Source organism: Bacteroides sp. FSHCM14E1 (assembly GCF_019633785.1).
Classification (GTDB): Bacteria; Bacteroidota; Bacteroidia; order Bacteroidales; family Bacteroidaceae; genus Bacteroides; species Bacteroides hominis.
This window is the reverse complement of sequence record NZ_JADKYL010000003.1, coordinates 380,988-401,789: the sequence shown is the minus strand read 5'-3', so window position 1 is coordinate 401,789 and position 20,802 is coordinate 380,988. Positions and strand designations below refer to the sequence as shown.

Here is a 20,802-nt window from a genome sequence, read left to right as displayed (position 1 = left end):
GATTAAGGTATAGATTGTTGAAGGATACGATTTTGAGTGAAACATACAAATAAATAAAATAATGAAAAAACTATTTGCAATGGCTTTAGCAGTCGGTATGCTATGTAATGCACAGGCAGCTGATTTGTACAAAGCGAGTAAAAATGTAGCTTTGCGTGCTCCGGCAGTGCCTCTCATCACTTCCGACCCTTATCTGTCCATCTGGTCGCCCACAGATGCACTGAATGAAAGCAGCACGATGCATTGGACCGGAACGGAACATCCTTTGTTGGGTGCCATACGTGTGGATGGGAAAACCTATCGTTTTATGGGCAAAGATAAGTTGAACCTTGAGACTCTTGTTCCGATGACGGATACCGATACCTGGCAGGGAAGTTATACTTTTGACCAGCCGGCTGCGGGATGGAATACCCTTTCGTTCAATGCTGCCGGATGGAAAGAGGGTCAAGGTGCTTTCGGTACTCCCGATATGCCTCGTGTCCAGACTCGCTGGACGACTCCGGATATCTGGGTTCGTCGTGAATTTCAGATCAATGACGACCTGAACGGAGAAACCATCTATCTGAAATATTCGCACGACGATGTATTCGAACTCTACCTGAATGGTGAGAAGCTGGTTGCTACGGACTATTCATGGAACAACGACGTATTACTCGAACTATCGGACGCAGCCAAGAAGAAGCTGCAAAAAGGAAAAAACGTACTTGCCGCACACTGTCACAACACAACAGGAGGTGCTTATGTAGATTTCGGCCTTTATCGCCTGAACAAACAGACGACGGGTTTTGAGACGGCAGCCGTCCAGAAATCGGTAAGCGTACTCCCCACACAAACTTACTACACGTTTACTTGCGGTCCGGTGGAACTGGACCTGGTGTTTACCGCACCTTTGATGATGGACGACCTCGATTTGTTGTCTACTCCCGTTAATTATATTTCTTACCGCGTTCGTTCGCTGGATAAAAAACAGCACGATGTGCAGATGTATGTAGAGACCACTCCACAGCTTGCCATCAATGAACTGACGCAACCTACCCGTTCGAAAGTGATCCGTCGTAACGGTATCAATTATGTGCAGGCGGGAACCATCGATCAGCCTATCCTCGGACGAAAAGGAGATGGAATCTGCATTGACTGGGGATATGCTTATCTGGCCGGAAATATAGGTGCCAATACGGCTGTAAGCCTGGGTAACTATTATGGCATGAAGAACGAATTTGCGACTAAGGGTACTTTATTGCCCACGCAAGCCGAATGCGTGACCCGTCGTGCCGACCAGATGCCGGCTATGGCCTATACCGATAACCTGGGCAAAGTAGGTGCCGATGGCAAATCCGGCTTCCTGATGTTGGGATATGATGATATCTCAGCTATTGAATACTTCTACCAGCCTCGTATGGCTTACTGGAAACATGACGGTAAAGTGACTATCTTTGATGCCTTCGAACGTGCCAAGGCCAATTATGCATCTGTTATGGAACGCTGTCGCGCTTACGACCAAATGATTCTGAACGATGCAGAAAAAGCAGGTGGCAAAGAATACTCTGAACTGTGTGCGCTCGCTTACCGCCAAGTGATTGCCGCCCATAAGCTGTTCAAGGATGCGGATGGTAACTTGCTCTTCTTCTCTAAAGAGAACAATAGTAACGGTTGTATCAATACCGTCGACCTTACCTATCCGTCTGCCCCTCTCTTCCTGGCTTATAACCCCGAATTGCAGAAAGGTATGATGACCAGTATTTTTGAATACAGTGCCAGCGGACGTTGGAACAAACCTTTCCCGGCTCATGACATAGGTACATATCCTATTGCGAACGGACAGGTTTACGGAGGAGATATGCCGATTGAAGAGGGTGGAAATATGGTGGTCCTGACTGCTGCTATTGCCAAAGTAGAAGGAAATGCCGATTACGCCAAGAAGTATTGGGATTTACTGACTATCTGGACGGATTATTTGGTAGAATACGGACAAGATCCCGAAAATCAACTTTGTACCGATGACTTTGCCGGGCACTGGGCACACAATGCCAATCTTTCGGTAAAAGCCATCATGGGAGTAGCCGGTTATAGCGAAATGGCCCGTATGCTCGGTATGGATGATGTAGCCGACCGGTATGCCGCTAAAGCCAAAGCCATGGCCACCAAATGGGAACAAATGGCACGCGAAGGCGATCATTACCGTCTGGCTTTCGACCGTGAGAATACCTGGAGTCAGAAATACAATATGATTTGGGACAAAATGTGGAATCTGCACCTCTTCCCCAACAATGTGATGGAGAAAGAAGTCGCTTACTATCTGACCAAACAAAATCTTTATGGTCTCCCGTTGGATTCCCGCAAAGAATATACTAAGTCCGACTGGATTATGTGGAGTGCTGCCATGTCTTCGGACAAAGCGACTTTTGAGAAATTCATTTCTCCCATATATAAGTATGCCAACGAAACCGTATCACGCGTTCCGCTGAGCGACTGGCATTATACCGATAGTGGTAAATTTGTCGGTTTCAAGGCACGCTCTGTAATCGGTGGCTATTGGATGAAGGTATTGATGGATAAAATGCAGAAATAATAAGAACCGGTATATAATAGAGTTTACTGTTAAGGGTTGTATCCAAAGCTTGTTCGGCTTGGACACAACCCTTTCTTAATTTCCCTATAGAAGATACTCCATTGGAGCTCCTAACTAATTAACTAATAAGGATGTTTGGGTGTGAATCAATGCTGGCCGTAGGCCCAGTCTGCTTAACTCACCGAGGTTGGCCAACTTGGATAGGAAGGATGCACTGAAATTCAGGGATATGTCAAGGCAAATCAAACTCTGAGGGGAGTTATGTGAAAAAAGAGTGGCTGACAGTACATAACCATTAGCCACTCTTCTTATTTCTTTGTTTATGCAAGTTAGTAGTTGAATTTCAAATCTTCCACTACTGATTTGCATTATTTATAAACTTCCAGTTCGTAGATACGTGTATCTCTGCCTCCGGTGCTCTGTGTAGGACGGGTCACAAGCAGACGGATGTAACGTACTTTTCCGTCATAGTTCAGCGGACGTGAAATGACATTTGCATGGTTACCGTCGATAGCATCCAGAGTAGTCCATTCGTCACTCTGATTCATTTTCCCTTGCAGGAAGCAACCATTGGTGATGTATGAGTGACTTTCCTGTCCGGCGTTCACCATCTTCCAACCGCTGATGTTTTGTGCTTTACCCAGATCGAAGTCTACATAGTTCGGCGTTTGTGAAACGTCACACCATTTTGTATCCGTTTTACCATCCAGCAGGAAGTCCGGTTTTTCTTCGTCGTTGGTGTATCCTGAACAAGCAATGATTTTAGCTCCTTTCAGGATATTTTCGCGTACTACTTCCTTACCTTCTCCGGCAGTGGCTGCATTGCCTACGTTATTGGTGCGGAAAAGAGTGCCGGCAACGGTTGTAGCCGGTTCATTTTCGGTAACCAGGGTAGCAGCAAACAAAACCACTTTCTCATTTCGGGGCAAGATTACACTGGTAGCTCCTTTCGGAATATCCATACCAAACTTGAACATATAAGTGAATTCATAAGGCTGATCACCGTTGGATGCATGGCGGTGTGTACCGACATAGGCAATCTCGGCGTCTTTGAGATATCCTTCGGTGTGTCCTTTATGTCCCCATTGGCCGATGAAGCCGGTATAAGAAGGCACAACGAATGAAGCGGTCTGCTTGCCAATGCGGAAGTCGGCCTGATTGTCTCCTTCGGTAGAGGCGGCGAGGATATAGAGACGGTTGTATTTGTTTCCCGCAGGCAGTTGCAAGGTGTCACCCTCACAAGTCATTCCGTTCGCAATCTCTTTTTCTCCCAAGCGGAAAGTGATCTGACCGGCTATCAGTGAATCCGGCAGGAGCTCGGCAGCAAAAGAATAACCCGATTCGAAGTCGCCTTCTCCGCGGAATTCATTATAAGAAGCACATTTGCGGTCGTAGTCAAGCGGTAAAGCGGCATATTCGATCGGAGATGCCTCACGTCCCGATGGTTTGAGGCGAACCTTGTAAGTTCTTACAGAATAAGGAGTAATGTTTACCTGCAATTTGTTTCCTTCGAAAGTTGCATCGCCGATTGCCTTTTCCGTACCGTTGGCTTCGCTGGCACTGATGATCTCACCGGCAAAAGTCAGTGTGGCACTCTGTGCTTTCCGACCCTCGGTTTCGTATACGCGCACTACATACTCATCGGTTTCTTCCGCTTTTTTCAGTGCTTTGATCAGTACGTTGCGGTTGTCCGAAGAAGCAAACGAGAACGATTTTCCGGCATTTCCTTTGTGCTTTTCAGTACGGAAGGCTTTCAACTGTTGATTCAGTATCTCAGCTTTCTCCACAGTACCGGGCTTGTCCAGCTTTCCCTGATGTGGTACGAGGCTATAAGTGAACACATGATGTCCGAAATCCTGGTGATCCTGATATGCATAACCGTTGCGTGTTTCCGGTGTGTGAAGCAGTGTGAGGCGAAGTGTATGGTTATCCGGTTTGTCCCATCCATATTTGCTGTCGTTCATCACCGATACACCGTAACTTCCGTCACGATCGGTCAGGTCGGCCCAATATTGTGCGTATACTTCATAAGCGGTTTCGATATTATTTCCACGTTCGATGCTTCCGATACCTAAGTCGTATGTAGCTTTCTCGTTCTCAATGTTGAGAGGAAATTCGGCTTTCAGCAGTGCGTTAGTCGATTGCCAGTCTACTTCATTATAAAAGTCGATGCGTTCTGCACGGCTGCCTTCATATAGCCGTATATATTGGCGGAATACCGATTCTCCATGACGTTTCTCTATACAAAGCGATTTACCTAAGATTCCGTTCTCTACTAAAGTCATTTTTACATCATCCGTAATCGAAACCGGAGTTCGGTCAGTTGTCTCTTTCAGCACTTCCCATGCCGGCCAGTTGTACGACTTATTTTGAGTGAAGAGTGCCAGGCGGATTGCTTTCCCGGCTTTCACCAGCTCTTTGCCGTTCTTTTTGTCAGTCAGAGAGACGATATCTCCGTTTTTATCCAATGTAATCTTATACAGGGAGTTTTCCAAAGTATTGACGTTGGGGGCAACATCACCTGTGGCGGTTCCCGATGTGCGTACGTCATATACCACATATCCTGTAGCCGGAACTGTTGCTTCTACCAGGATGCGTGCCTTTCCGTCAGTATAAGAAATGAGCTGTGCAGATACTTTTTTGCCCTTTTCATCGTATACTGTTACTCCTTTAGGAGCTTTCGGAAGGTCAAGTTCGATTTCGGCAATATCTGAAACTGTAAATCCCAGTGCATTATAAAGGATTACCGGAATACCGCTAACCCGTGTATCCAATTCTTTGCCGATGCCATGGATGGAGGAAGTCAGTACATTGGAGAACTGTTTCAGTGAGATCAGTTCATCGTTCCATGAGAATTCGTAGGCACGCGGTATGCTGGTTCCTGTCAGGTCATCGTGGAACTGATGATAAATGAAGCGTTTCCATGCTTCATTGATGGTGCTTCCCGGGTATTTGGCCTGATTCAGCCATTCGGCAGTTACGGCAGCTCTTTCGGCAGCATCTCCCAGCAATTCGTTCTGGCGGTTGTACAATTTCATGGCAGCCTGAGAGGTGTAGCATCCTGTACCATGAACGTCCATCAGCAGTTCACCGTCGTATACCGGTAGTTCGGGATGATTCTTATAAGGAAGGTAGTCTTTATAAAGCTGGTCGCTGGTCGCACTGATAATTTCTACCGGACCGTTCCCTTGAAGCCCTTTCTCCACAGATCGGACGGACCCCAGTGTCGGTGATCCGCCGATATCGCCTGTACCGTAATATCTGTATACTGTATTAAGAGGTGTACGGCCTGCCAGCTCTTTCAGTTGTTTGTTTTCTGAAAGGTCTTCGTCATTCCATCTTCTGCCATAATCATATCCATGTGCCAGCATGATAGACGATCCGTCTATTCCTTTCCACAAGCCGATTGTAAACGGATGCTTGCTCTTACCATAGAATGGATGCACACGCCAGTCCAGCTTTTGTGAAGAGAAACCAATCAGTCCACAATGTGAAGCGATGGTAGGCAGTGTCCAGCCAAATCCGAAACAGTCAGGCAGGAAGATGTCCGTGCTTTCTACTCCGAATTCTTGTCTGTAATACTGTTGTCCCAGCATAATATTGCGGATGAACGATTCAGTCGAAGGTACCAGAGCGTCCGTTGCGTCCCAGCTACTTCCGGAAATGTGCCAGCGGCCTTCCCCGATGTACTTCTTCATTTCTTCGTATTGTGCAGGATAGTACTCCTTCATCCAGGCATATTTCACTCCGCCTTCAAAGTTGAACACATAGTTCGGATACTTTTTCAGCAGAAACAGGTTCTGGCTGATCGTATTCCAAACATACTCTTTAATGGTAGTCTGTACATCCCAGTTCCACTGAGTGTCCAGATGGGCATCTGCCACCATGTAGGCTTTCGCCTTTTTTCCCTGTTTATTCCCTTGGGCGTACGAGGCTCCTCCGGATAACAGCAGGGTAGCTGCCAGCATAGCAATGTGTAATTTCATGTTTGCTTAATACATTATTTAATTAATAAATGAGGAATTATACAAAGGTGACCAAATTCGTAGAAAGGAGATGAAAAATACTGTTCAATAAATAGCAGAATCTGTTCAGATGTCGTTTTGAGGCTCTGTGAAGGGGATTGAAATGTTGAAAAGAACAGATTTTGTTGTTTATTGAACGGAAATTATCGTCTTATTAGCTAAAAATAACTTTCCTTTGCAATGTTTCGAAACCGTAAGAGCTATACTATGAAATACATCCCGTCTTATATCCCGGGGATTATTTCCATAACGATGCTTTTATACATTAAAGATTTATAGAACCTGTTTTTTAAATTTATGTACTATGCGTAAAAAAGAACAAATGTTTTGGCTCGCAAGTCGTAGCAGAATGTGGCGCATACCACTTTGTATGGCTGCCTTTTCGCTTTTGCCAAGTGCCTACAGTTTCGCCGGTGCCGAAAATCCGGCAACAGAAACTGTATGGGCTGTGAACTCCGTTCAACAACAACGGACCGTAAAAGGTATAGTTATCGACGCCAATGGCGAAGCGGTAATTGGTGCTAATGTAAAAGAGCCGGGAAGCACGACTGGTACCATCACCGATATTAACGGTGAATTCTCGCTGAGTGTTGGCCCTAAAGCTACACTGGAAGTCTCATTTATTGGTTACACAACACAAAAAGTAAACGTAGGCGCATCAAACACAGTTAAAGTAATTCTACAGGAAGACACAAAAGTACTCGATGAAGTCGTTATTACCGGTTTCGGTATGTCACAGAAAAAAGCTACTTTGACAGGTGCCGTTTCTGCGATTAAATCAACGGATATCGAGCGTTCAGCTGCATCTACTGCTTCAGGAGCATTGGTTGGTAAGATCGCAGGTCTGAATACTCGTATGCAAGATGGTCGTCCTGGTGCTTCTACTGCATTGCAGATTCGTAATATGGGTACCCCGCTGTTTGTGATTGATGGTGTGCAGTCGGATGAGGGGCAATTTAATAATATGGACTTTAATGATATTGAAAACATTTCAATATTGAAAGATGCTTCTGCTGCTATTTATGGTATTCGTGCTGCTAATGGTGTAGTAGTGGTAACTACTAAGAAAGGACAACAGAAGAGTAAAAATACAGTTTCTGTCAATGCTTATTATGGCTGGCAGAAAAACTCAAGATGGATTCAACCCGCTGATGCTAAAACGTATGTAAATGCATATACAGCTGCTGAGACTTGGGCCGGCCGAACTGATGGAGAACGTAAATTCTCAAGAGAGGATTATGATAAGTGGATGGCTGGTACGGAGAAAGGTTATACAGGATTTGACTGGGGAGATTATATTTGGAAGACATCTCCACAATATTATGTAAATACTAACTTTTCCGGAGGTTCGGATAAAGCCAACTATTATGTATCTGTGTCACATATCAATCAAGATGCCACAGTTCGTAATTATGGTGGATTCAAACGTACCAATGTTCAGATGAATATTGATATGAAAGTCAATGATCGTTTTAAGATTGGAGCAAGTATGAATGGTCGTATCGAATCACGTAAGAATCCTGGAGTTCCGGGAGGTGATGATTATGATCTTCCTTTGTATTCTAACTTGAAGAACTGGCCGACAATGGGGCCGTACGCGAATGATAATCCTCTTTATCCGCAAAAGGTCTCAACAGATATTAATACCAATTTTGCCCTTTTGAACTATGAGAACTCTGGTAAGATGACGGATGATTGGCGTGTGCTTCAAATGCAGGCTACAGCAGAATACGAACTACTGAAAGGATTGAAGGCCAAGGGAATGGTGGGATACTATTTCGCTTATAGAGAAATGGAAAATCATGAATATCCTTTTAAATTGTATCGATATAATCAGGCTAATGATACTTATGAAGTAGCTGAATCAATGAATACTCCTTATCGTGAACGTATTCGTCATAGAAATGAAGATTTATTCTCTAATTTCCAATTGAATTTTGATCGTAAGTTTGGGGATCATTATATTAATGCTATTGCCGGTTTTGAAGCTTCTCAGCGCAAGAGTCCGAATTTCAATATAATCTCAAGTCCGGTAGCTAATAATTTGAACTTGATTCAATTTAAAGAAATTAAAACGTTTAATGATAACGGAAATGATACCCAAGCTCGAATGGGATATTTAGGACGCATCAATTATAGTTATGCTGATAAATATTTAATTGAATTTATTGGTCGTTGGGATGGTTCTTGGAAGTTCCGTCCGGGAAATCGTTGGGGATTCTTCCCTTCAGCATCTTTAGGATGGAGAATTTCTCAGGAAAAATTCTGGCAAGAGAGTAAATTGGCAAATATTTTCTCTGACTTTAAGATTCGTGGTTCTTATGGTGTAGTAGGAGATGATAATGTAAGTGATTATTCTGCATTTGATTATTTGGCCGGTTATGACTACAATAAAGGAGGTTCGGTTATCGACGGACAGTATGTTGTAGGATCTGCTCCTCGTGGATTGCCCAATCAGACATTATCATGGATAAAAGCCAAAATATTGGATATTGGTGTGGATATGGGCTTCTTCAATAATCGGTTGACCGCTCAGTTTGACTTCTTCCGCCGATTACGTACAGGTATCCCGGAATCACGTTATGATGTATTGTTACCTTCTGAGGTTGGTTTTGGATTGCCGAAAGAGAATCTGAGATCAGATCTCCATATTGGTTATGATGCAATGGTGCGTTGGACAGATAATATCAATGATTTCAATTATAGCGCTGGCGCTAATGTGACTTATTCTCGTTTCTATGATTGGGAACAATATGATGATCGTCGCAGTAACTCTTGGGATAGATATCGCAATAGTATTTGGCATCGTGTAGGTTATATAAACTGGGGATATGAGGCTGTCGGACGCTTTGAAAATTGGGAGCAGATAGCGACTTATCCGGTAGATATTGACCGTAAAGGTAATCGTACAGTTGTGCCGGGTGATATCATCTACAAGGACGTAAATGGCGATGGTGTTATTAATTTTATGGATGAACGTCCTATTGGTTACAGACAGGATGGAACTCCTAACCTGAACTTTGGTATCAATTTATCTGCTAGTTGGAAGGGCTTTGATCTCTCGATGGACTGGACAGGTTCCGGAATGACTTCATGGATGCAAAAATGGGAAACAGCACGTCCATTCCAGAATGATGGAAATAGTCCCGATGAAGTATTGAAGGATGCTTGGCATTTAGCAGATGTTTGGGATGCTGATAGTGAGTTGATTCCTGGTAAATATCCTTTGATACGTATGAATAATGCTGAAGTATCTGCTTATGAAAAGAGTACATTCTGGCTGCATAATGTACGTTATATCAAATTGCGTAATTTGGAGTTCGGATATACTTTACCGAAAATTTTGTTAGCAAAATCGGGTATTAGTAATTTGCGTGTATATTTGTCTGGAACCAACCTGTTGACATTGACTAATGTACCTATTATTGATCCGGAAGGTTCTAAAGATAATGGCTTGATTTACCCAACGCCACGTATTATAAATCTTGGTATTAACCTCAAATTTTAGCAAACAATGAAAAAGAGAAATTTTATAGCTGTTGCTGCTTGTGCACTGGCATTAAGTAGTTGTAGTGGATTTCTGGACCAAAAGCCAGATCGCATTATGACGGAAGATCAAGTTTATGGAGATGTCAATCTGACAAAATCTGTATTGGCTAATTTCTATGAACGTATATCATTAGGCCAACATGTAGGAGATACGGATGGGTTCGCTCTGTTGGATGAGGCCATTACTTATGATACTAAAGATGATCAGGAAGTTGATCGTAACTGGTGGCGTACATATGATTATACATTGATCCGTAATATCAACCAATTCTTAAAAGGATTGAGAGAATCGACCGCATTGTCTGAAGTTGATAAAACTCCTATGGAAGGAGAGGCTCGTTTTATACGTGCATGGGTTTATTTCTGTACTTGTCGTACTTTGGGAGGAATGCCGATTGTAGGCGATGAAGTGTACGATTATACTTCTGGTATGGATATTACTACTCTTCAGGTTCCTCGTGCAACAGAGTCTGAAATGTATGATTATATTATAGAAGAGTGTAAGGCCATTGCGGAAATGTTGCCGACCGAACCTTCAAAGAATGGAGCTCGTGCAACTAAATGGGCCGCAAAAATGCTTGAAGCAAGAGCAGCTGTTTATGCAGGTTCTATTGCCCGATACAATACAGTTGCCGATTATCCATTGTTGAATCCGGAAACAGGAGTAGTAGGTATCTCTTCAGAGAAAGCAACTGATTATTATAAGAAAGCGTTAGCTGCTGCAGAAGAGGTTATCAATAGTGGAAAATATTCTTTGATGAGAGTTGCTGATGATGCTACTCCGCAAGAGAAAGCAGACAACTTCTTTAAGGCTGTATGTGAAAAAAATGGCAATACAGAAGTCATTTGGTCACGTGATTATATTTATCCGGGACAAACTCATGGTTATACCAAGTCAGTACAGCCCCATGATGGTGCCGAAGATGGAGGAAATAGCCGTTTATCTGCATTACTAAATCTGGTAGAAGCTTTTGAACCTATAGCTACAGATACTCCGGGAGAAGGGGCTAAGTTTGATGTTGGTACAAAGGATGATCCTAAATTTTATACTAATCCCGAAGATTTATTTGAAGGTCGCGATCCTCGTTTAGCCGGAACGATTCTTTATCCTGGTTCTTCTTTTAGAGATAAAACTGTCGTTTTGCAAACAGGGCAATGGATTAAAAACGCTGATGGACAGTGGGAACAGAAATTGGGTCAGAGCCTTGGAGAAAAAGATGATCAAGGAAGATATGTTACAGCCTTGAATGGTCCGATGGTTCGTAATGACCAACGTGAATGTAATCGTACAGGTTTCTATATCCGTAAATATCTTGATAAAACGACTTCTGCGGGAACCGACCGTGGATCTGAAATGTGGAATGTTTATTTCCGTCTCTCTGAGGCTTATTTGATAGCTGCAGAAGCTGCTTATGAACTTAATGGTGGAAGTGATGCTACTGCTTTGAAATATATAAATGCAGTACGTTCCAGAGCAGGTGTTAAAGAATTGATTTCTGTTAACCATCAACAGATTATGCATGAGAATCAAGTAGAGTTTGCCTTTGAAGGCCATCGCTGGTGGGATTTGAAACGTTGGCGTCAAGCTGATAAGATCTGGACAGGCTCAGAAATGGATATCACGGCTACACGCCGTGGCTTGTGGCCTTTCTTAGTTGTCTCTGACGATGATAAGAATGGAAAATGGGTGTTCTTTGAAGAAAACATGAATCGTTATTATAGAAATCCGTTGAAATGTCTACCTAAACATTATTATGCTGAGTTAGATAATGGTTGGCTGAATAACAATCCGAAACTGGTGAAGAACCCGTATCAATAATCTTAAATTAGAAAGAAATAATGAAAGCAATATCCAAAATTTTTTCAGCACTACTATTGGTAATGATAGTTATTACCAGTTGTACAAAGGATAATTATGATGCTCCGGAATCAATGCTGACTGGAAAGGTCGTTTATGAAGGAGAGGCTTTGCAACTACGTGGAAATGAGGCGGTCCGATTGTTCCTTTATCAGCGTGGTTATGAAAAGCATGATCCGATTGAAGTTTTTGTAAATCAAGACGGAGCTTATTCCGCATGCTTATTTGATGGTGAGTATCAATTGATCACCAAAAGTGGTAATGGCCCTTGGTCAGAAGAAGGCCGCGATACTATTAATGTTATTGTCTCTGGTAATACTGTACAAAATGTAGAGGTCGTTCCTTATTACATGGTCAGAAATGCTGAGATGAAACTGAATGGTAATGTAGTGACAGCTTCCTTCAATGTAGAAAAGATTGCGGGGAAAGAAATAGACCGTGTCTTCTTTATGTTAGGAACAACTCAATACATAAATGATGGTGAACATAATGTTGATCGTTTTGATGATGCAGATGGTGCCAAAATGGCGGAAATAAATGTAACAGGTGCACGTTATGAGTTTACTCCTAAGGACTATACAGACAATAAAATGTTTCAAACAGCTTTGAAAAGAGGTACTCTTTTCGGCCGTATTTGTATATGGCCAAAAGGTTCTGATCAAGGAATTTACTCTGAAGTAATCCGACTGAAATAATTCATATCAATGTTTAATAGGGAAAAGGGTATCGGGCTTTCCTGATACCTTTTTCTTTTTCAATAAACCTTTTATTAACTCTTAAATTAATTGTATTATGAACAAGAAATTCTTTATCGCAATGTTGGCATTTGCATTCTTTGGTATGACAAATGTAATGGCTAATACATCGAAGGATGAAGTAGCAGAAGTAAGTAGCACGAATAAAGTGACAGCTACTGAGTATTATTTAGAAGCTGCGGGACAGAGTGGATCTGGTCTTTTTTATTCTATTGAACTTTTAGATTCCTCTCAAAGAAAACTAAAAATTATGACTAAAAGAGGAGGGCATGTTGAGATCAACTGTCATGGGCATGGTATTGTACCAGATGATCGTTTATTTTATACAGCCGATAGTTGGACAGGAGAAATTATAACTGATGAGATCAATACTGAAGCTTTTACCATAAGTACCAGTTACAATGAGAGTAGTAGTAGCTCTACTATTAAATATGAAACTCGGTATTATTATATCAGAGAAAGATAATTTGATAACTGGTTAAAATTAAAGTCTCCTATGTTTGGGTTTATTTCTGATAAACTGAATAAGGGGACTTTTCTTAATTTATATATTCAGCATGAAGAAACTTTTATTTTCCCTTTTTACTGTTTTTTCTTTCTGTGTTCCTTCCATTGCACAGCAGTATTCCAACCCCGTTATTAATTACAGCCTTCCCGACCCTACGGTTATCAAGGCAGATGATGGTTATTATTACCTGTATGCAACGGAAAATATCCGGAATCTCCCTATTCACCGATCGAAAGATATGGTAAACTGGAGCTTTGTGGGTACGGCTTTTACCAATGAAACCCGCCCTACATTCGAGCCGAAAGGAAATCTTTGGGCGCCGGATATGAATAAAATCGGTGATCGGTATGTGATGTATTACTCCATGTCTGTTTGGGGTGGAGAGTGGACCTGTGGTATCGGTGTGGCTGTCGCAGATAAACCCGAAGGGCCTTTTACCGATCATGGAAAACTCTTCCGCAGTAACGAAATAGGGATTCAGAACTGTATCGATCCTTTCTATATAGAAGATGGCGGCAAGAAATATCTTTTTTGGGGGAGTTTTCATGGCATTTATGGAGCCGAGTTGAGTGATGACGGGCTCTCATTGAAAGAAGGAATGAAACCACAGCAGGTGGCAGGCACAGCCTATGAAGGAACTTATATTCACAAGCGGGGAGGTTACTACTATTTGTTTGCTTCCATCGGGCGCTGTTGTGAAGGGTTAAAGAGTACCTATACCACGGTAGTGGGGCGGTCGAAACACTTATTCGGCCCTTACGTAGATAAAAAAGGGGCATCGATGCTGGAGAATCACCACGAAGTGCTGATTGATAAAAATGCAGCATTCGTGGGCCCCGGGCATAACTCTGAAATCGTAACAGATGATAAAGGAGCGGACTGGATGTTTTATCACGCTGTCAGTGTAGCCAATCCTGAAGGAAGAGTGTTGATGCTCGACCGTGTAAACTGGAAAAAAGGATGGCCTGTTGTAGAGGGGAATACACCATCGTTGCAAGCAAAAGCGCCTGTTATCCGGCATAAATAAGGGGGTAAACATCAGTATGCTACCATACTTCTAATGGTCTGTATACCGATATGCTACGTCTTATTCCGTTATCTCTATCTCGTCCCGCATACCCGGGCTGACGGGCCCGGGTATGCGGGCTCATGGGCACAGGCACGCGGGCTCATGGGCCCGGGCATACGGGACGGGGTAAACATCGCACCATTTTCAGCTAAGTAATAGGGAAAAACAAAATGCTTTATACGGCATATTTGCTTAGAAAACTCGACTTTATTCTTTGTGAATCAGTTCTTTATTCTGAATTATTCTCCTAAAACAGTGGGTGGAAGATGGAAGATACAGGTGGAAGATAAACGGGCTGAAAACGCGATCTTCCACCAAGTCATCATGCTGATTATTAGAATGATAATCGTTGAAAGGTGGAAGATGGAAGATTGAAATGCATTTTTTGTATGAGAGACGGCATAGCGAGAACTACAAATGAATTCTTTTCATATTGCTGAATGTGTTTCTTGGTCACGCAGAATATGGAATGAACAAATTCAGGTCAAAAGCCTGCTACAAATGTTCCAATATTGATATTAAGTGTTCTATCCCTTGTTTTTGGTCAGTTTTTGCTATTTATTGAATAATAATTATCCTCCTTTCTCCAATATTTCCCCAATCTTTGTAACATCAAAATTTAAAATCTGAGGCAAAGACATGAAAAACAAAGTACTGACCCTGGTAACTATCTTATTAATTCTTCCCTGTACACTCGCATGGGCTGCTCAGCCCGGGGATGGAAAACTGAAGCACTTTACGAAGAAAGACGCAACGACGGCAATCGATGCTTTTCATTCTACTTTTTATAATCCGGAGATGAAACTGTATGCCATTTCTTCGGATATGAAAGGAAGAGCTGCCATCTGGGTGCAGGCTATCTATTGGGATATGATTATGAACGCGTATAAACGTACGAAGGCTCCTGAATATCGCCGGTTGATAGAAGAGGTGTATCAAGGCGGATACGAACAATACGATAAATACAATTGGGACAATAAAATAGAATGGTTTATTTATGACGATATGATGTGGTGGATTATTTCGTTGGCGCGTGCTTACGAAATCACCGATGATCCGAAATATCTGGCACATGCCTCTTCGGGATTCTATCATGTCTGGAAAGAGTCGTACGATAAAGAGCGGGGTGGCTTGTGGTGGAATTTCAAGCACGATGGCAAGATGGCTTGCATCAACTATCCGACTACAGTAGGTGCCATGACTCTTTATAATGTAACCAAAGATCCCGACTATCTGGAAAAGGCTAAAAACGTATATGCATGGTCGAGGGATGTTTTCTTTGATAAAGAGAAAGGTCGTATAGCAGACAATATGCACTATCATTTCCAGAGACAGAACGGTATGGACATAGACTGGACAACCCAACTTTATAATCAGGCTACATTCATCGGATCGGCAGTGATGCTTTACAAAGCAACCGGCGAAAAGTCTTACTTGGACGATGCCATTCTGGCTGCGGACTATGTTCGCAACGAGATGTGTGATTCTGACGGACTGCTGCCGTTCAAGAACGGAGTGGAACAAGGTATTTATGCCGCCATCTTTGCACAGTATATCATTCGCCTGATAGAAGATGGCAATCAGCCTCAGTATATGGATTGGTTACGCCACAACATAGACGTGGCGTGGAACAACCGGGATGTGAAACGCAACGTGACATTCAAAGATGCAGCCAAACCCTGTCCGACAGGTGTGATGGAAAGCTATGATGCCAGCGGATGTCCCGCTTTGATGCAAGTGATTTCTCCATTCAAATAACAACACAAACACGTGACAACACAAACACATGAGTAAGAGGGTATTAGTTTTGATTGGTTTGTTTTTGGCCTGTGGCGGCGTCTATTCTCAAACCGCCACAGGCACAAAAACGAATTTCCAGACAGCAGAGCCGTGGAAACCGGAAACAGATGTGCGTGCCGATGCCGTGATGGTATACGGAACGCTGGATAAGAAAGGCGTTACTTTTGAGCAACGCGTACAATCGTGGAGAGACAAAGGATACCGGGCCGAGTTTATGACAGGGGTGGCCTGGGGAGATTATCAGGATTATTTTCTTGGAAAATGGGATGGGGTGAAAGATCACCTCAAAGAGGGGCAGCGTGACCGCGAAGGACGGGAAATTGCACACGGGCACCTGATTCCTTATATCGTACCTACCGAGAGCTTTATCCGTTACATGCAGGAAAAGCAGATCAAACGGGTGATCGATGCGGGCATTACTTCTATTTATCTGGAAGAACCGGAATTTTGGATGCGGGGCGGATATAGTGAAGCTTTCAAATCCGAATGGCAGAAATATTACGGATTTCCCTGGAGAGATCAACAGGAATCTCCTGAGAATACGTACTTATCGAATAAACTGAAATATTATCTTTATTATAACGCTCTTAACGAGATATTTACGTATGCCAAAGCATATGGAAAATCGAAGGGGCTGGATGTGAAGTGCTTTGTGCCTACACATTCACTGGTCAATTATACGTCGTGGCAGATTGTAAGCCCCGAAGCGAGTCTGGCTTCGCTGGATTGTGTAGATGGATATATAGCACAAGTCTGGACAGGAACTGCCCGCGAACCGAACTATTATAACGGAGTGAAGAAAGAGCGGGTATTTGAGAATGCTTTTCTCGAATATGGATGTATGAAATCGATGACGGCTCCGTTGAACCGTAAGATGTATTTTCTGACGGACCCTATTGAAGATCGGGCGAAGGACTGGCTTGACTATAAGATAAACTATCAGGCTACTTTTGCTGCCCAACTGATGTATCCGACAGTAGACACGTACGAGGTGATGCCTTGGCCGGATCGTATTTATCAGGGATTGTATCGTGTGGCGGGGACAGACCGGAAAGAACGTATTCCGCGTGACTACTCTACACAAATGCAGATTATGGTAAATACGCTGAACGATATACGGACTTCGGAAACCCGGGTAAGCGGTACGCACGGCATCGGAGTGCTGATGGCAAATTCACTGATGTTCCAGCGCTTTCCCGACCACGATGGTTATGACGATCCGCAATTCAGCAGTTTTTATGGGCAGACCTTGCCATTACTTAAAAGGGGAATACCGGTAGAATTGGTACATATGGAGAATACTCCGTTTGAGGAGACGTTTGAAGGGTTGAAAGTGTTGGTCATGTCTTATTCGAATATGAAGCCGATGGAACCCCGTTACCATGATTTCCTGGCAACCTGGGTGAAAAAAGGGGGAGCCTTGATTTATTGTGGTGAAGATATTGACCCCTATCAGTCAGTGCTGGAATGGTGGAACTCCAATGGTAACCGGTATAAAGTCCCTTCGGAACATTTGTTCGAAAAGCTGGGACTGGATAAGTCGCCTGTCAACGGGACTTATTCTTGTGGGAAAGGAACAGTGACCGTCCTGCGTGAGGATCCGAAACATTTTGTGCTGAAAAGTGGGAATGACCAACGATATTTTGACACGGTTTCGGCTGCTTACAGAAAGACTGCCAAGAAAGAAATAGAACTGAAAAATAGTTTCCTGCTTGAACGGGGACCCTATACCATTGCTGCCGTATTGAACGAAAGCGTCTCTGATGCTCCGATGGAACTTTCGGGATTATATATCGATCTGTTTGATAAAGATCTTCCGGTGCTGACTCGTAAAGCAATTCGTCCCGGTGAACAGGGTTATTTATATAATGTCAATCGGGTTCCGGGCGGGACAAAGGCAAAAGTCCTTTGCGGTGCTTCCCGGATATATGATGAAAAGATAGGAAAACGCAGTTATTCATTTGTTGCGAAAAGCCCGTTGCATACAACCAATGTTTCGAGAGTGCTTCTTCCGAAACAACCGCGACGGGTTTGTGTGAACGGGAAAGAAGAACTTGAACCGGGAAAATTGTGGGAAGAGCGTTCGGGTACCTTACTGTTGAGGTTTGAGAATGATCCCGCCGGCGTGCAAGTAGATATTGAATGGTAAAAACTATAAAAAAAGAATCTGAAGTTATGAAACTTAAACTATCGACTCTGTTCTTAGGTGCAGCCGCCATGCTGAGCAGTTGTGGTGCACCGCAGGACATCAAGAGTGACAAAAATGAGTTGCGTGCGCCGGCTTATCCGTTGGTGACAATTGACCCTTATACCAGTGCCTGGTCGTTTACGGATAATCTGTATGACGGACCGGTGAAACACTGGACGGGTAAGGATTTCCCGTTCCTGGGTGTTGCCAAGGTAGACGGACAGATTTACCGTTTCATGGGAACGGAAGAACTGGAGCTGCTTCCGCTGGTAAAGACCTCGGAACAGGGCAAGTGGACAGCTAAGTATACAACAACGAAACCGGCTGACGGCTGGCAAAATGCCGATTTTAATGATGCTGCATGGAAAGAAGGCGAGGGTGCTTTCGGTACTATGGAAAATGAAAGTACAGCCAAAACCCAATGGGGAGAAGAGTATATCTGGATACGCCGTAAAGCGGATATTAAAGACAACCTGCAAGGTAAAAATGTATATCTGGAATATTCTCACGACGATGACGCTATCATCTATGTGAATGGCGTGAAGGTGGTGGATACCGGTAACTCGGCTAAAAAACACATGCTTGCCAAATTGCCGGAAGAGGCTGTGGCCGCACTGAAACAGGGAGAGAACCTGATTGCAATTTACTGTAACAACCGTGTTGCCAACGGTCTGATCGATTGCGGTCTGTTGGTAGAGAAGGACAATACACAGAACTTTACTCAGACAGCCGTGCAGAAATCAGCAGATGTGCAGGCAATGCAGACCAATTATGAATTTACTTGTGGACCGGTGGATCTGAAACTTATCTTCACTTCACCTCTCTTTATGGACAATCTCGATTTGATGACTCGTCCGGTGAACTACCTTACATATGAAGTAGCTTCGAATGATGGAAAAACACATAACGTAGAACTTTATTTTGAAGCCGGTCCGCAGTGGGCACTCGACCAGCCTCATCAAGAAGCCGTAGCCGAAAGCTTTACCGAAGGTGATTTGGTATACCTCAAGACAGGAAGCCGCAATCAGGAAATATTGGGTAAAAAAGGCGATGATGTCCGCATTGACTGGGGATATTTCTATCTGGCTGCTGACAAGGAAAACAGCACTTGTGCAACCGGAGATGGAAAGACACTGAGAAAGAGCTTCATCGACGGACAACTGACTTCATCGAAAACCGATGGAAGTGATAAGTTGGCATTGGTTCGCTCATTGGGTGAAACGAAGAAAGCAGAAGGACATCTGCTCCTGGGATACGATGATTTATATTCTGTTCAGTATTTTGGAGAGAACCTCCGTCCGTACTGGAATCGTACCGGAACCGAAACCATTCTGTCACAGTTTGCAAAAGCCGATAAAGAGTACGATGCATTGATGGATAAATGTGCCGCATTCGATGCCAATCTGATGAAAGAAGCCACCGAGGCCGGTGGGCGTAAATATGCCGAGCTCTGTGCGCTGGCTTATCGGCAGGCTATCGCTGCCCATAAGTTGGTGGAAGCTCCGAACAAGGACCTGTTGTTCCTTTCAAAAGAAAACTTCAGCAATGGTTCAATCGGTACGGTAGACATCACTTATCCTTCTTCTCCTTTGTTCCTTATGTACAATCCGGAATTGGCAAAAGGTTTGATGAACCACATCTTTTATTATAGCGAAAGTGGAAAATGGAACAAGCCGTTTGCAGCACATGATGTAGGTACTTATCCGTTGGCTAACGGTCAGACATACGGCGGCGATATGCCGGTAGAAGAATCGGGAAATATATTGGTACTGACTGCTGCTGTCGCTGCTGTTGAGGGGAATGCCGACTATGCTCAGAAACATTGGGATGTACTGACCACCTGGACGGATTATCTGGCAGAATACGGTCTGGATCCGGATACCCAGTTGTGTACAGACGACTTTGCCGGACACTTTGCACACAACGCCAACCTGTCTATCAAAGCCATTCTGGGTGTAGCGTCTTATGGCTACCTGGCTGATAAGTTAGGCAAGAAAGAAGTGGCTGAGAAATATACACAGAAAGCCAAAGAAATGGCTGCCGAATGGGTGAAGATGGCAGATGACGGTGATCATTACCGCCTGACCTTTGACAAGCCCGGAACTTGGAGCCAGAAGTACAATCTGGTATGGGATAAACTGATGAATCTGCAGATATTCCCTGAAACAGTTGCACAGAAAGAGATAGCTTACTATCTTGGCAAGCAGAACAGATATGGATTGCCGTTGGATAACCGTGAAACTTATACCAAGACCGACTGGATTATGTGGACTGCTACACTGGCATCGGATAAAGCCACATTCGAGAAGTTTATCGATCCGGTTTACCTGTTCATGAACGAGACTACCGACCGTGTACCGATGTCTGACTGGGTATTTACCGATCGTCCCAACCAGAGAGGTTTCCAGGCTCGTTCGGTAGTAGGCGGATACTATATCAAGATGCTCGAGAAGAAGTTGAAAAAATAAGATTCTGTCACAG

General features: G+C 43.5%; 10 protein-coding genes. 9 read left to right on the top strand and 1 reads right to left on the bottom strand.

Features of this window, described 5'->3' with window-relative positions; translation table 11 throughout:
* Nucleotides 1-61: 61 nt before the first annotated feature.
* Nucleotides 62-2,569: a glutaminase domain-containing protein gene (locus tag ISX59_RS07240; protein WP_032536455.1), complete on the top strand. Its 2,508-nt coding sequence runs from the start codon at nt 62-64 to the stop codon at nt 2,567-2,569.
* A gap of 368 nt (nt 2,570-2,937) precedes the next feature.
* Here the strand turns inward: ISX59_RS07240 and ISX59_RS07235 are convergent, their stop codons facing one another.
* Entirely contained in the window at nt 2,938-6,555 is a 3,618-nt protein-coding gene (locus tag ISX59_RS07235) for a glycoside hydrolase family 38 C-terminal domain-containing protein (RefSeq protein WP_220575776.1), read from the bottom strand.
* Between the two features lie 343 nt (nt 6,556-6,898).
* On the opposite strand from ISX59_RS07235, the gene ISX59_RS07230 reads away from it, so the two are divergent.
* The 8 genes from ISX59_RS07230 to ISX59_RS07195 all read left to right on the top strand — a co-directional run bounded on the left by ISX59_RS07230 (nt 6,899) and on the right by ISX59_RS07195 (nt 20,789).
* A complete protein-coding gene (locus ISX59_RS07230; RefSeq protein ID WP_220575775.1) occupies nt 6,899-10,102 on the top strand; it encodes a TonB-dependent receptor in 3,204 nt (1,067 codons plus the stop codon).
* Between the two features lie 6 nt (nt 10,103-10,108).
* Nucleotides 10,109-11,962, top strand: a complete 1,854-nt coding sequence (locus tag ISX59_RS07225) for a RagB/SusD family nutrient uptake outer membrane protein (protein WP_032540380.1) — start codon at nt 10,109-10,111, stop codon at nt 11,960-11,962.
* A 20-nt stretch (nt 11,963-11,982) separates the two neighbouring features.
* The gene (locus ISX59_RS07220) at nt 11,983-12,696 is read left to right on the top strand and encodes a DUF3823 domain-containing protein (RefSeq protein ID WP_022012521.1); all 714 of its coding nucleotides are present in this window, start codon (nt 11,983-11,985) and stop codon (nt 12,694-12,696) included.
* A 97-nt stretch (nt 12,697-12,793) separates the two neighbouring features.
* Nucleotides 12,794-13,222, top strand: coding sequence for a hypothetical protein (locus ISX59_RS07215; RefSeq protein ID WP_022012522.1), 429 nt, complete (start codon nt 12,794-12,796; stop codon nt 13,220-13,222).
* A gap of 91 nt (nt 13,223-13,313) precedes the next feature.
* Nucleotides 13,314-14,291, top strand: a complete 978-nt coding sequence (locus ISX59_RS07210; RefSeq protein WP_220575774.1) for a family 43 glycosylhydrolase — start codon at nt 13,314-13,316, stop codon at nt 14,289-14,291.
* 681 nt (nt 14,292-14,972) lie between these two features.
* Nucleotides 14,973-16,091, top strand: a complete 1,119-nt coding sequence (locus tag ISX59_RS07205) for a glycoside hydrolase family 76 protein (RefSeq protein WP_101604157.1) — start codon at nt 14,973-14,975, stop codon at nt 16,089-16,091.
* Between the two features lie 28 nt (nt 16,092-16,119).
* Nucleotides 16,120-18,282 carry a hypothetical protein gene (locus ISX59_RS07200; protein ID WP_032531059.1) on the top strand — a complete coding sequence of 721 codons (2,163 nt, stop codon included), beginning with the start codon at nt 16,120-16,122 and terminating at the stop codon, nt 18,280-18,282.
* A gap of 26 nt (nt 18,283-18,308) precedes the next feature.
* Nucleotides 18,309-20,789 carry a glutaminase domain-containing protein gene (locus tag ISX59_RS07195; RefSeq protein ID WP_032542927.1) on the top strand — a complete coding sequence of 827 codons (2,481 nt, stop codon included), beginning with the start codon at nt 18,309-18,311 and terminating at the stop codon, nt 20,787-20,789.
* Nucleotides 20,790-20,802 lie beyond the last annotated feature (13 nt).